Source organism: Psychrobacillus sp. AK 1817 (assembly GCF_008807035.1).
GTDB classification, from domain to species: domain Bacteria; phylum Bacillota; class Bacilli; order Bacillales_A; family Planococcaceae; genus Psychrobacillus; species Psychrobacillus faecigallinarum.
In genome coordinates this window covers 3,977,389-3,989,922 of the sequence record NZ_CP031739.1, presented here as the reverse complement: position 1 = coordinate 3,989,922, position 12,534 = coordinate 3,977,389, and the positions used below count along the sequence as shown (strand labels likewise).

The window sequence follows — 12,534 nt, the reverse complement described above, 5'->3', positions numbered from 1 at the left end:
GAGCTCTCGAAATAATTTCATTCGAGAGCTCTTCCTTATAGAATTTATAGGAATTGTAATAGGATGCATTAATAGAAGGTGATACTCATTTTAATTGTGCAAGTTTAACTATTTCTCCTACTATAATCTGCACATCCTGTTGTTTTTTAATCACAAACAAATAATCTGCCTCTTCTTTTGTTGGTTCAACTACTTCTGCTAGATTTTGTCGAATAAGTACTTCATCAAAATTAGAAGCAGTTCTTAAAATCGATGTACTGCGCTCGCTAGCCGTAACTCTATCCTTTAATATTTCTTCAGGTATATCAAAATATACAACCACTGTCTTAAAACCAGAACTCTTATAATACTCTAAAAACCTAGTTCTACCATTAATATTTCTATTGGAGTTACACAAAATAAGATGGCAATCCGACTCTTTAACGACATAATCGACAATCATTTGTGTAAGCCCATATTTCAACTTATTGCTAGCCGTCTTTGGTAATAAGTTTATGTAATGAGTAGCTAAAAACTCCGCATGATTGTCCTGATCAATTATCACTGAATTTGCTAAATGTTTTTCTAATAGTTTGGCGAATGTTGTTTTACCACTATGTGTCTTTCCGACAGTCATTATAACGATTCTGTTTTTCATAAGGTTGCCTTGTTGCTAAGGGTTATAAATAAGTTCTCTACATTAAAAAAAGTGCTCAAAGGTTCTTTTCTTCCCGTTTCATACCATTGCTTGTATTGTTTAAATACTTCTATTGGGTTATTATTATTTTGCTCTTCCACCAAATGCTTAACGGTTAAAAAGCTTCGAGAATAATCATACATAATACTGGATAACTCATTAATATAGGAACTAGTTCCAAATTCATCTATACTTCTAGTGCCGTATTGATCCTTATAATATGCTACAATTGCTAATTCAACATTAGTTATTATTTCAAAATCTTCAGGGTTCAATAAATTTTTCCTAGCTATGTAGTCACACATTCCTTCTTCAAACCAAATGCTATCTCGTTCCTCATCAAACTCATCGGGAAACAAATCTAAATGGTGAACCATTTCGTGACCAGCTATCGTTAAGACGCCTTCGTCCTTAAAATGTTGATAGAAATCTTTTATCAAATCATTCTCTACATCTCCGTATATTTTCATGAAAAAATTTCTCCATTCACCAATGTCTGGTGTCATATAGATTAGATTTCGATTTGTATAAGCTGGAATTGGAATGTCCGAAAAGGTACTAGTAGCTAAATCTACTGGAGTCCAGACGAATCCTTTAGGCGGTTCATTTAATTCATATTCTTCCTCTAGTAAGGCTTTAAAGTCTTTTAATCTAACTTTAAAGGACTCTATTATTTCTAAGTATTTAACAGCCTCATATGGTGTTTCAAAAGCGTATATATGTTTCATATGTCATTCCTCCCTTTCCTCTCTATTTATTATATAATAAAAAATAAATTGAAAAGTAAGAAATTAATATAAAACGTAAAACTACCTATAACTGCTCCGCCCCTTAAAATGTAAAGTTCTATATCTCCATTTTGCCTTACCTTACAATTTTTATTACTACACTCATATGATTGTAGCGACAGGCGGCGACTCCTGTGGGATGAGGGAGACAGATAAGACATCACAAACGACGCATAAGCGGCGGTGATGGCTTATCGCTCACCCCACGGAAAGCGCCCGCCGAAAGCGAAAATCTATCCTTTAACTGTCATAGTTTAGGGCGCAGTTCAAGGTTCTTCTTAAAGCTCTTTTTCAACTATTACCTTCATTTTTTACACTCAAAAGAATATTCACTTGTTAGGTTACTATGAATATCGAGGATGGGCGTCCCGCCAATTTCAAGACAGCCATTGTTAGCTAAATTTATTTCCTTTGTATTAAAATAACTAGATGAGATTGTTAAAAAAAGGAGACCTACTATAGCTATTCCTAAAAGAAATACCACTTGTAAAAAGTACTTATTCTTAGTCATTTTCGAAAACCTCATTTCAATTATATATGGCTATATTACTTATACCACTATACGAATGTAATTATTTCGTATCAATCTAAAGATTCTTCTAAATTAAATTAGAATACTAGAGGACTATTATCCGTTAACAACCAAACAATTAGAAATATATACAAAATTAGTAACATGAGAAAGCCTACACGAAAATTGGTATGCTTTGTTTTGTGATGAAAAAGCTGCATCCCTAAATATGCACCAATTCCACCTCCAAAGATGGCAAAAGTCCATAAAGTTTTTTCAGGAACCCTTTGTCCTTTTTTCTTTGCTTGTGATTTGTCATAGCCCATCAAAAAGAACGCTGAGACCGACATTAACAAGATAAAAATGAGAATTACATTTACCATAATTGTCCCTCCCCTCATGAAAACGTAAGTGCCTTTACCTGCTCCAACAAGTAACTGAAGAATAGCGTAGAGGCAGCTCCTCACTGCAGCTAGACATAACGAAATGCGCAAAAGCCTATATTCACCCCAGGTAGCAAATGGGGGAAAGCATTAGATTGTAAAAAAAAGGCTGATAGAAAATCTATCAGCCTTTTCATCTAACTTATTTGTTGATTGCTTTTTTTGCTGCATCAGCAAGTTGTGTAAATGCAGCTGCATCAGTTACAGCTAAATCAGCTAACATTTTACGGTTAACTTCGATTTCAGCTAATTTTAATCCGTGCATTAAACGGCTGTAAGAAAGTCCGTTCATACGAGCTGCCGCATTGATACGTGTGATCCATAATTTACGGAAATCACGTTTCTTTTGACGACGGTCACGGTATGCATACATTAATGATTTCATAACCTGTTGGTTTGCTACTTTATATAATGTATGTTTAGAACCGTAATAACCTTTAGCTAATTTTAATACCTTTTTACGACGCTTGCGCGTCACTGTTCCGCCTTTTACGCGTGGCATGTTCATTACCTCCTGCTATTCTTTCGAATAATTTGATTTCGTTTAAATTATTTCATGTAAGTAAGTAAAGTTTTGATACGTTTGTAATCGCCTGAAGAAACTACTTTAGTTTTACGTAATTTACGTTTAGCTTTAGTAGATTTGTTAGCGAATAAGTGGCTTCCAAAAGCACGGTCATGTTTTAATTTACCTGTACCCGTTTTTTTGAAACGCTTTGCAGCTCCACGGTGAGTTTTCATTTTCGGCATGTCGAATTCCTCCTAAACAATTGTACTCTATTACTGTTTTTCGTTCTTAGGTGCAAGCACTAAGAACATGCTGCGTCCATCCATTTTCGGTTTTGACTCGATAGTGGATACTTCCGCACAAGCTTCTGCAAATCTATCTAAAACTCGTTGTCCGATCTCTTTATGAGTAATGGCACGACCTTTAAAGCGAATAGATGCTTTCACTTTGTCTCCTTTTTCAAGGAACTTGATCGCATTTTTCAATTTCGTTTGGAAATCGTGTTCATCGATTGTTGGGCTCAAGCGAACCTCTTTCATTACGATGATCTTTTGATTTTTACGAACTTCACGATCTTTCTTTTGCTGCTCAAATTTGAATTTACCATAGTCCATGATACGAGCGACTGGTGGCTTGGCTTGAGGAGCCACAAGGACAAGATCCAAATTTACACGACCTGCTATTTCAAGTGCTTCGTTACGTGTTTTTAAACCTAATTGATCACCATTTTGATCAATAACGCGTAGTTCGCGTGCTCGAATGCCATCGTTCACATACATGTCTTTGCTAATAATGATCCACCTCCAGATAGTGTCGCGAATACATGGTTTGGGCATAAATTCCGTAGAAACGAATCAGTTACGCCGTTTTCGATCCAATAAAAAAGCGAGCAGACATTTGTTATGTCTGCCCGCCGATATGAGAAATATGTAGCAACTACATATTACAGTCGATCGTGTGCTTACCAGTCAACAACCTAACGTGTCGAACAGGTGAGAAGCGGGCAGCCTCTTCTTATACCACAAACTTGTATTCAATAACCTTAATAACTATACCATCTGTAACAACAGTTGTCAACAAGATTATTCAATAATTATTAATTAGTGTTTTACTTCTTCTTGGATTCTAGTTAAGAACTCATCGAAAGGTATGCTTTCAGAATTTTGTTCTCCGTATTTACGTACGTTAACGTTACCAGCCTCTAACTCTTTATCCCCTAAAACAAGCATGTACGGGATTTTTTGCATTTGCGCTTCACGAATCTTGTAACCAAGCTTCTCTTCACGGTCGTCCATTTCTACACGGAATCCAGCAGCAACCAATTGCTCTTCAATTTGCTTCGCATAATCGAAATGCACTTCATTGGAAACTGGAATAAGCTCAACTTGCACTGGAGCCAACCAAGTTGGGAAAGCACCTTTGTATTCTTCTATCAGGAATGCCACAAAACGTTCCATAGTTGAAACGACTCCACGGTGAATAACAACCGGACGATGAGGTTTGCCGTCTTCTCCTACATATGTTAAGTCAAAACGCTCAGGTAACAAGAAGTCTAATTGAACTGTAGACAAAGTCTCTTCCTTACCAATTGCAGTTTTTACTTGTACATCTAATTTAGGTCCATAGAATGCTGCCTCGTCTTCAGCTTCGATATAATCTAAACCTAACTCATCCATTGCTTCTTTTAGCATGCTTTGAGCTTTTTCCCACATTTCATCATCATCAAAGTATTTTTCTTTGTTGTTTGGATCTCTGTAAGATAAACGGAAAGAATAATCATTTAAGTCAAAGTCTTTGTAAACAGAGATGATTAGTTCTACAACCTTTTGGAATTCAGTTTTGATTTGATCTGGACGTACAAATAGGTGAGCATCATTTAAAGTCATCCCGCGAACACGTTGAAGCCCCGATACAGCTCCCGACATTTCGTATCGATGCATAGTACCGAGCTCAGCAATGCGTAATGGGAGGTTACGGTATGAATGCATGCCATTTTTGAAAATCATCATATGATGCGGACAGTTCATCGGACGCAATACTAATGTTTCGTTATCCATTTCCATTGGTGGGAACATAGAATCTTGATAGTGCTCCCAATGGCCAGAAGTTTCATAAAGATCTTTAGAACCCAGCACAGGTGTGTATACATGTTTATAGCCGAGCTTCAACTCTTTATCCACGATATAACGTTCGATTACACGACGAATAGTTGCTCCATTCGGTAACCAAAGAGGTAAACCTTGTCCTACCTTCAATGAGTTAGTGAAAAGTTCGAGTTCTTTACCAATTTTACGATGATCACGCTCTTTTGCTTCTTCCAACATTTTCAAATGCGCTTGAAGGTCTTCTTTTTTGAAGAAGGCAGTTCCGTAAATACGTTGAAGCATTTTGTTGTCACTGTTACCTCTCCAATAAGCACCTGCTATGCTTAATAGCTTGAATTCCTTTAACTTGCCTGTAGATGGCACATGGACTCCGCGACAAAGGTCAAAGAATTCACCTTGCTCATAAATAGAAACCTGTTCACCAGCAGGAATTGCTTCTAAAAGCTCTACTTTATACTCGTCATCTTTAAATTTGTCAAAAGCTGCTTCACGAGAAACATCGTGACGAATAATTTCGATATTTTCATTAATGATTTTTTTCATTTCTTTTTCGATCAATGGTAGGTCATCTGCTGTTATTGGCTCTGGAGAATCTATATCATAGTAGAATCCACTTTCAATAACTGGACCAATACCTAATTTAACATCCTTGAAAAGACGTTTAACTGCTTGTGCCAATAAATGCGCAGAACTGTGACGAAGAATTTCTAATGCCTCATCTGATTCCGGAGTGATGATTGCAATCTCCCCATCCTCTGTAATAGGTGATTTTAGATCAATCAGCTTACCACTTAATTTACCTGCTAAAGCTTTTTTACGCAGCCCAGGGCTGATAGATTGAGCTATTTCTTCTGTAGTTGTAGATGAAGGAAACTCTTTTACTGCTCCATCTGGGAATTGTAATTTAATAACATCTGCCATTTTGAACACTCCTTAATTGTTTTAGATTAAATGCTGGCTTCAAAACTGTTCTTTCCTTGAACAGCTAAGCCTGTTCAGGTAATACGATTATTTATTTTAGACAAAATAAAAAACCCCATCCCGGTAAAGGGACGAGGTTTAAATCGTGGTTCCACCCTTCTTCTATCTATACGAGTATAGATGAAGCTCTGCATCGGCTAACGGGCCGGTGACCGGCAACTGCTACTTCAATTTCACAGCTACTGCTCGGAGGTGGTAAATCGATTGTCGATACTTAAGAAGCTTCCAGCCAAGGCTTCTCTCTCTATAAGTCGTACAAACTGATTATTGTCCTCTTCAACGCATTATTCTTATTCTTATGAAAATGATTATACGCCACGACTTTATCATTTGCAAGTAGTTATTTAAGCTCTCTCCAGTTTTTTCCTCGTAGAGCAACTGGATTAGTGAGTGCTTTAATCCGCTCCATAATACGCCCTGCCTTTACTACCTCTTTTTCTCCGCGTTGCGTGTAGGAAAGATGATGTTGTAATTCATCGTAGTTAAAGTTCGAGGACATAAACGTCGGGAGTTGCTCTGACATTCTATAATGGAGAATTGTCCCTATAATCTCATCTCTTGTCCAGCTAGACATAGTTTCCGCTCCAATATCGTCAAGCATTAGCACTGGGGCCTTTTTCACAAACTCTACTTTTTCAGGTAGAGACTGATCTTGTATCGCTTGTTTCATTTCTCGCAGAAACTCCGGAACATATACAACGACAGAATGAATATGTCTAGCGGCTAGCTCGTTGGCTAATGCTCCCAATAGATAGGATTTACCAACACCAAACTTACCGTAAATATAGAGTCCTTTAGCTGGCAAGACATTTGTTCTTTCCCATTCGTTCAAGAAGTCTTTAGCAGCCCTTACCGCAACTACCCTACTGTCATCCTGTAAATCTAAACTTGAGAGACTCGCCTCCATCACTTCTTTAGGCATATGAATGCTGTCTATCATAGAGGTTACTTTTTTACGTTCATCCTCTATTACCCCTCGCTTACACCTTACATATTCTACATCTATTAGGTTTCGATCTAACACTAGCTTCGGCTCATAGCCCTTCATAAAGTTCGCACACTGCTCTAGCGAGGGACATTCCTTACAATCATGAGACTGAGATTTATATTCATATAGCTTGCTCAAACTTCGACTTATTACTTGTTTCGAGATATCTTCGGAGTTTTCTTCTATAAATCCTTGTATACCCGGATCCTCCAATACTTCTTGCTGTAATTCGTCCAATCGAGAAGTAAATTCGGGAGTAATCACCCTTTTGAGTGTTTCATTGATCCGCTCCATTTTATTCACCTACCTTTTCTTCATACCTAGTTCTTCTAGTAATTTTTGTCTCTCTGCATCAATATCCTGAATTCCATTTGTTTCTTTTCCTGACTGTTTCAGCTCGTCATCTTTTTTATAAAACCAATCTGGCACCTTTTCTTCCCTAGTAGGTTTTTTCGAATAGGATTTCTGTTTAGAGCCTTCATTTTTCCACTTCATATATTGCTCATGCTCATTTCTTGCGAGCTCCATAGCTTCTTTCGCCGTCTTGATATCCTTACGCATCCAGTGTGATGCAATCTTCTCTGCATAATTCTTTGTTAGTTTCATGTCCGTTCGCAGAAGAACGTATTGTAAGAGGACATTCACTACACCAATTGGCATTTTATAATGTGTGACAAAATAATTGGCTAACTGAACATCTGCAAGTATAGGCTCTTTTCCATTAGCAATATCCTTTAAAACCTTTGCAGGAGCAGTTGTTTCCAAATATTGAATCAACTCTTCCTCTTTCGTTAGCTTTTTCTCTACATTCTGTATTGGTTTCTCTGTTAGCTCTATTTTTTGAAGAACTGGGGCAGTTCGAGAAACTGTTAGCTTATAATACTCGGCACATGCTTTTTTCAATCTAGCATCAGAAAGATTGAGATCATCATCCAATGCCAAAATAACAACCTTTTGCATTTCTATTGGTGATAAATTATACAAAAAAGCCAATTTCGCAATTACTTCTCTTGCTTCCAATGTCATTGCTGACTTGGGCACCAACTGTTCTGATAACCCTTCCTGCAATAAAACAAAGTCAAAATCTTCATAATAGAACGGTACAGAATTATTTCGTTTCTTTGATTGAAATTGCTCTTGCGTTGATATCGAAGTACCCGTTTTTGTTGATGGCTTAAAGACATCAACAAACGTTCTAGAAACATCTGTGAACTCTTCATGCCAGTTAGGCTTTTGTATGTAACGGTTTCTTAGCTGTTTATATGCATTTTCCCCAATTTTATTTAGTAAAAACATAGATAATAAGGGATCCTTTAAAAAGGACTCTGCATCTAAAGGAGCCTCGAGCTCATAATAAAAGGTTCTTCCTTCCTCAGTTGACTTTTGCCAAGTACGAAGCAAGCCTATTGCTTCCAGGGCAATTCTAGCCTGAAAAATTTTACCTAGTGACAAACCTAAGACGTTTAATAAATGATAATGCGTCCATTGTTCGTTATCTTTCATCTCTCCATCAGCCCATAAAGTCAAGTAGAGACTAATACTTTCAGCACCTACTAGCGGCTGATAAAATAACGTCAATAACTGACGATCATAATCAGAAAAAGAATATGGCAAGCGAATCATATATGTATCTGTTGAATGTAGCTCCTTATATAACATCACTTGTTAACCTACTCTCTAATTAATAACTTATAATGAAGGGTTCTTTTTCAATATTTCCTTTAATTCATCGATGAATACATTAATATCCTTGAATTGACGATAAACGGAAGCAAAGCGAACATAGGCAACTTCATCGATTTCAGCAAGCTTGTCCATGACTTTTTCGCCTACCTCCTCTGATTTCACTTCAGAGTTACCAGTTCTTCTTAGCTCCTTCTCAATATAAAACACGATCTCCTCTAATTGGTCAAGTGCAACGGGCCTCTTTTCACATGCACGAATTAATCCACGTAATATTTTTTCACGACTAAATTCTTCTCGTGAGCCATCTTTCTTTACTACAATTAATGGAGTCTCCTCTACTTTTTCAAAAGTCGTGAAGCGGAAACCACAGTCTTCGCACTCTCTCCTTCTTCTAATCGCTTTGTTATCGTCTATAGGTCGTGAATCGACTACTTTAGTGCCATTAAATTGACATGCTGGGCATCTCATAGAACCTCTCCTAAATCTTATCTATAATTTTGTATTCCTATTATAACAATTTTTTCTCATAAAATCGAAAAAGCAGAGGAATAAGTTCCTCTGCTCACTCATTTAGGCATTATGTTTCATTTACGCTTGAACTGTCATGCGTTCTTGAGGTGTCTTAACTGGCCCCATACCACGTGGCATTTCGAGCGTTTCGCGCGTTCCAGCATTAAGAGCATCTGCGATATAGTTAGCTGCGATTGATGGATCTAAATCACCACAAGTATACACATCAATGCTTGCATAACCGTGCTCTGGAAAGCTGTGAATCGTTAAATGCGATTCGGAAATAATAACGACTCCACTTACACCTTGTGGCGCAAATTTGTGAAAAGCAACTTCTCTTACCTCTGCACCAGATTTTAGTGCAGCATCAACAAATGTTTGCTCGATAAATTGCATATCGTTAAGTTTGTCGAAATCGCACTCCCATAGTTCTGCAATAATGTGACGTCCCATTGTCTCCAATGTCCGTTTCCCCCTTTGATTAGTTTTATTTTTAACATCAAAGTTGACTACCACGGGGGAAAGTTAGTCCAAAGAGGTCCTAACCCTTTAAGTAGTCCATGTACTAGAAGTACACGATTCCCATTATAAAACAGTTTTTTTAATAATGCAATATAAAAAATCCTCTTTCTACTAATTCTAGAAAGAGGATGGAAATATGTTATTAACAGGAGATAAAAATTATTAATACGCAAAGAATAGCTAAAATTAGCTGTCTAGAAATTGACGATTAAAGACCACTTGCTACTTTTTTAGTAAGGTCAACTACTCTTGCAGAATAGCCCCATTCATTATCGTACCAAGCTAGAACTTTAATTTTTGTTTTGCCAATTACCATAGTCGTCAAACCATCTACCGTACTAGAATTAGTAGTTGTATTGAAATCAATGGAAACTAACGGCTCATGAGTTATTCCTAAAATACCCTTCATAGAACCTTCAGCTGCTTTTTCGAAGGCAGCATTTACTTCTTCAGCTGTCACTTCTTTTTGAACATCCACAACTAAATCAACTAAAGAAACATTAGGAGTAGGTACACGCAAAGCCATTCCATGAATCTTCCCTTCTAGCTCTGGTAGAACCAATGAAAGTGCTTTCGCAGCACCGGTCGATGTTGGAATAATCGATTGTCCACATGAGCGTGCGCGTCTTAAGTCTTTATGTGGGTTGTCTAAATTATTTTGGTCATTTGTATATGCATGAACCGTAGTCATTAAACCATTTTCAATTACAAATGCATCATTCAATACTTTGACAACGGGCGCTAAGCAGTTTGTTGTACAGCTTGCATTTGAAATGATTTGGTGATTTTTCACATCTAACTTATCGTCGTTTACACCAATAACAATCGTTGCATCTTCATTTTTGGCAGGTGCTGTAATTACAACTTTCTTCGCTCCTGCTTTCAAGTGACCAGATGCTTTTTCACCATCATTAAATTTTCCTGTGGATTCAATAACGATATCCACGTTCAATTCTTTCCATGGTAACTTTTCAGGCTCACGTTCATTTACGATTTGTACTTTTTTACCGTTAACGATTAAAGCATTTTCGCCTATTTCAATTTTTCCAGTGAAAGTGCCATGCGTAGAATCATATCTAATTAAATGAGCTAAAGTTTCTAATGGGTATCTCGCATTGATAGCTACTACATTTAAATCCTCTTGTACGATTGCTTGGCGAAATACCATTCTCCCGATTCGTCCAAAACCATTGATTGCAATTGAAGCTGACATATAATAAGTCCTCCCGTAACGTGTGATACTTTTTGTTTTATAATCATGCATTAGTATAACACATTTTTAGAATTATGTAGCCTTAAAATAGCCCATTTTAAAATTCATTATTTTCAAATAATTATTTTTTCCAAGATTTTAAAATTTTTTCTAATTGCTCCTGAGTAGACTCTAAAGTACCATTATTATAAATAACAGCATCTGCACCCTTTTCCTTTATAGAGAGCGGCAGCTGTGATTGGATTCTTGCCTTTGCTTCCTCCATAGAATAATTGTTTCTTGACATTAGCCTATTCAATTGCGTTTCTTCTGATACAGTTACAACAATAATCTTATCGACATAGGATTGTAGTCTACTTTCAAACAGTAAGGGAATATCCATAATAATAGTTGGGTAACCCGCTTCCAAAAGCTCTTCCTTTTGCCTCATCATCTCAGCTCGAATAGCTGGGTGCATTATGTCATTTAGCTGCTTTCTTTTAGCGGGCGAGGAAAAAATGATTTCTCCAAGTTTTGGACGATTTAGATCTCCATCTGAAGTTAGTATATCTTCCCCAAACACATTTATAATCGCTTGTAGGGTTTCGGTCCCTTTTTCAACTACGACTCTTGCTACAAGATCAGCATCAATAATTGGATAATTCATTTCCTTTAACATATTTGATACAGTACTTTTACCGCTAGCAATACTTCCTGTTAAACCAATAATCATGATGAATCCTCCGTTATTTTTGGCACGAACCACAATAGGTAGATGTTCGACCGGCAATTGTTTTCTGCTTGGTTGGTTTCCCACAGATTGGGCAATTTTTTTTGCTATACATTTGTAGTCTATGTTGCATTGTTCCTGCTCCCCCATTTATAGAGCGATAATCCGAGATGGTACTTCCCCCATTTTCAATACTGTCTAATAGCACGGCGACAATTTCATGGAACAATTGAATTTTTCTTTCCTTGCTAATTCTTTTTACTTTTCGAGCAGGATGAATTCTAAGATTAAATAACGCCTCTGTTGCATATATATTGCCACAACCTGAGACTACATGGCCATCCATGATGAATTCTTTAATCGGTTTATTTTCGTATCGTGGGAGAAGGCTCATATTTAGGTAATGGTCTAGCGCTCCTTTGTTAAAAGGTTCAGGAGCCATTAGCAGTAACGGCGGATAATCTGCTTCGGTTTCTAACAGACGCAGTTCACCAAACCGACGTATATCGGCATATACAAGCATATCATCCTCATCAAAATGAAGCGTAACATGACTATGCTTCTTAAACTTTTCCTCCATGATGTCATCAAGACTTCGTACATAGAACCAAGCACCTGACATGCCAAGATGGGAGACAAGCAAAAATGATTCTCCGTCTTGATTTTTTAAATGAAAGTAAATATATTTAGAGCGGCGTTCTATTCGAACAATCGCCATTCCGGGAAGAGCAGACTGGAAAGATTCCACGTCTGCCCCCTTAATGATTGCTTCCTTCCCATTTTCCTTTGAATGAATAATAGTAGGGGAAACATCTACTGATTTAATCAATTTTCCCGTAACAACTGGCTGAAGTCCTCGAACTACCCCTTCAACCTCTGGTAATTCCGGCATAC

Annotated in this window: 14 protein-coding genes and 2 other annotated features; all 14 genes read right to left on the bottom strand. The window is 37.2% G+C overall.

Annotated elements, in window-relative coordinates; all coding sequences use genetic code 11:
* Positions 1-85: 85 nt before the first annotated feature.
* Complete coding sequence (locus D0S48_RS19970) at positions 86-637, bottom strand: ATP-binding protein (protein WP_225321656.1); 552 nt, start codon at positions 635-637, stop codon at positions 86-88.
* Positions 634-1,404 (bottom strand): hypothetical protein, encoded by a 771-nt coding sequence (locus tag D0S48_RS19965; protein WP_186318035.1) that lies wholly within the window; start codon positions 1,402-1,404, stop codon positions 634-636. Before D0S48_RS19965 ends, D0S48_RS19970 begins: the two co-directional genes overlap by 4 nt.
* Positions 1,405-2,073: 669 nt before the next feature.
* A complete protein-coding gene (locus D0S48_RS19960) occupies positions 2,074-2,358 on the bottom strand; it encodes a DUF1294 domain-containing protein (RefSeq protein ID WP_144535457.1) in 285 nt (94 codons plus the stop codon).
* A gap of 202 nt (positions 2,359-2,560) precedes the next feature.
* A complete protein-coding gene (gene rplT, locus D0S48_RS19955; protein ID WP_144535455.1) occupies positions 2,561-2,920 on the bottom strand; it encodes a 50S ribosomal protein L20 in 360 nt (119 codons plus the stop codon).
* Positions 2,921-2,967: 47 nt separating this feature from the next.
* The gene (gene rpmI, locus D0S48_RS19950; protein WP_144535453.1) at positions 2,968-3,168 is read right to left on the bottom strand and encodes a 50S ribosomal protein L35; all 201 of its coding nucleotides are present in this window, start codon (positions 3,166-3,168) and stop codon (positions 2,968-2,970) included.
* A gap of 30 nt (positions 3,169-3,198) precedes the next feature.
* Entirely contained in the window at positions 3,199-3,720 is a 522-nt protein-coding gene (gene infC / locus D0S48_RS19945; protein WP_186318088.1) for a translation initiation factor IF-3, read from the bottom strand.
* 77 nt (positions 3,721-3,797) lie between these two features.
* Positions 3,798-3,948: a sequence feature (ribosomal protein L20 leader region), on the bottom strand.
* Between the two features lie 78 nt (positions 3,949-4,026).
* Positions 4,027-5,952, bottom strand: a complete 1,926-nt coding sequence (gene thrS, locus D0S48_RS19940; RefSeq protein ID WP_151113574.1) for a threonine--tRNA ligase — start codon at positions 5,950-5,952, stop codon at positions 4,027-4,029.
* Between the two features lie 124 nt (positions 5,953-6,076).
* Positions 6,077-6,301, bottom strand: a binding site (T-box leader).
* A gap of 51 nt (positions 6,302-6,352) precedes the next feature.
* Positions 6,353-7,294 carry a primosomal protein DnaI gene (gene dnaI / locus D0S48_RS19935; RefSeq protein WP_144535447.1) on the bottom strand — a complete coding sequence of 314 codons (942 nt, stop codon included), beginning with the start codon at positions 7,292-7,294 and terminating at the stop codon, positions 6,353-6,355.
* Between the two features lie 9 nt (positions 7,295-7,303).
* A complete protein-coding gene (locus tag D0S48_RS19930) occupies positions 7,304-8,659 on the bottom strand; it encodes a replication initiation and membrane attachment family protein (protein ID WP_151113899.1) in 1,356 nt (451 codons plus the stop codon).
* A gap of 30 nt (positions 8,660-8,689) precedes the next feature.
* Complete coding sequence (gene nrdR, locus D0S48_RS19925) at positions 8,690-9,154, bottom strand: transcriptional regulator NrdR (protein WP_144535444.1); 465 nt, start codon at positions 9,152-9,154, stop codon at positions 8,690-8,692.
* Positions 9,155-9,274: 120 nt separating this feature from the next.
* Complete coding sequence (gene speD, locus D0S48_RS19920; RefSeq protein ID WP_144535443.1) at positions 9,275-9,658, bottom strand: adenosylmethionine decarboxylase; 384 nt, start codon at positions 9,656-9,658, stop codon at positions 9,275-9,277.
* 268 nt (positions 9,659-9,926) lie between these two features.
* Positions 9,927-10,931 carry a glyceraldehyde-3-phosphate dehydrogenase gene (locus tag D0S48_RS19915; RefSeq protein ID WP_144535441.1) on the bottom strand — a complete coding sequence of 335 codons (1,005 nt, stop codon included), beginning with the start codon at positions 10,929-10,931 and terminating at the stop codon, positions 9,927-9,929.
* 121 nt (positions 10,932-11,052) lie between these two features.
* A complete protein-coding gene (gene coaE, locus D0S48_RS19910) occupies positions 11,053-11,643 on the bottom strand; it encodes a dephospho-CoA kinase (RefSeq protein ID WP_151113572.1) in 591 nt (196 codons plus the stop codon).
* A gap of 13 nt (positions 11,644-11,656) precedes the next feature.
* Positions 11,657-12,532, bottom strand: a complete 876-nt coding sequence (mutM, locus tag D0S48_RS19905; protein ID WP_151113570.1) for a bifunctional DNA-formamidopyrimidine glycosylase/DNA-(apurinic or apyrimidinic site) lyase — start codon at positions 12,530-12,532, stop codon at positions 11,657-11,659.
* Between the last annotated feature and the right edge of the window lie 2 nt (positions 12,533-12,534).

Coding starts and splice junctions, on each gene's coding strand:
- coaE (WP_151113572.1), bottom strand. CDS start 11,643: ATGATTATTGGTTTAACAGGAAGTATTGCTAGCGGTAAAAGTACTGTA.
- rpmI (WP_144535453.1), bottom strand. CDS start 3,168: ATGCCGAAAATGAAAACTCACCGTGGAGCTGCAAAGCGTTTCAAAAAA.
- D0S48_RS19960 (WP_144535457.1), bottom strand. CDS start 2,358: ATGGTAAATGTAATTCTCATTTTTATCTTGTTAATGTCGGTCTCAGCG.
- D0S48_RS19970 (WP_225321656.1), bottom strand. CDS start 637: ATGAAAAACAGAATCGTTATAATGACTGTCGGAAAGACACATAGTGGT.
- dnaI (WP_144535447.1), bottom strand. CDS start 7,294: ATGGAGCGGATCAATGAAACACTCAAAAGGGTGATTACTCCCGAATTT.
- mutM (WP_151113570.1), bottom strand. CDS start 12,532: ATGCCGGAATTACCAGAGGTTGAAGGGGTAGTTCGAGGACTTCAGCCA.
- nrdR (WP_144535444.1), bottom strand. CDS start 9,154: ATGAGATGCCCAGCATGTCAATTTAATGGCACTAAAGTAGTCGATTCA.
- thrS (WP_151113574.1), bottom strand. CDS start 5,952: ATGGCAGATGTTATTAAATTACAATTCCCAGATGGAGCAGTAAAAGAG.
- D0S48_RS19915 (WP_144535441.1), bottom strand. CDS start 10,931: ATGTCAGCTTCAATTGCAATCAATGGTTTTGGACGAATCGGGAGAATG.
- D0S48_RS19965 (WP_186318035.1), bottom strand. CDS start 1,404: ATGAAACATATATACGCTTTTGAAACACCATATGAGGCTGTTAAATAC.
- D0S48_RS19930 (WP_151113899.1), bottom strand. CDS start 8,659: ATGTTATATAAGGAGCTACATTCAACAGATACATATATGATTCGCTTG.
- rplT (WP_144535455.1), bottom strand. CDS start 2,920: ATGCCACGCGTAAAAGGCGGAACAGTGACGCGCAAGCGTCGTAAAAAG.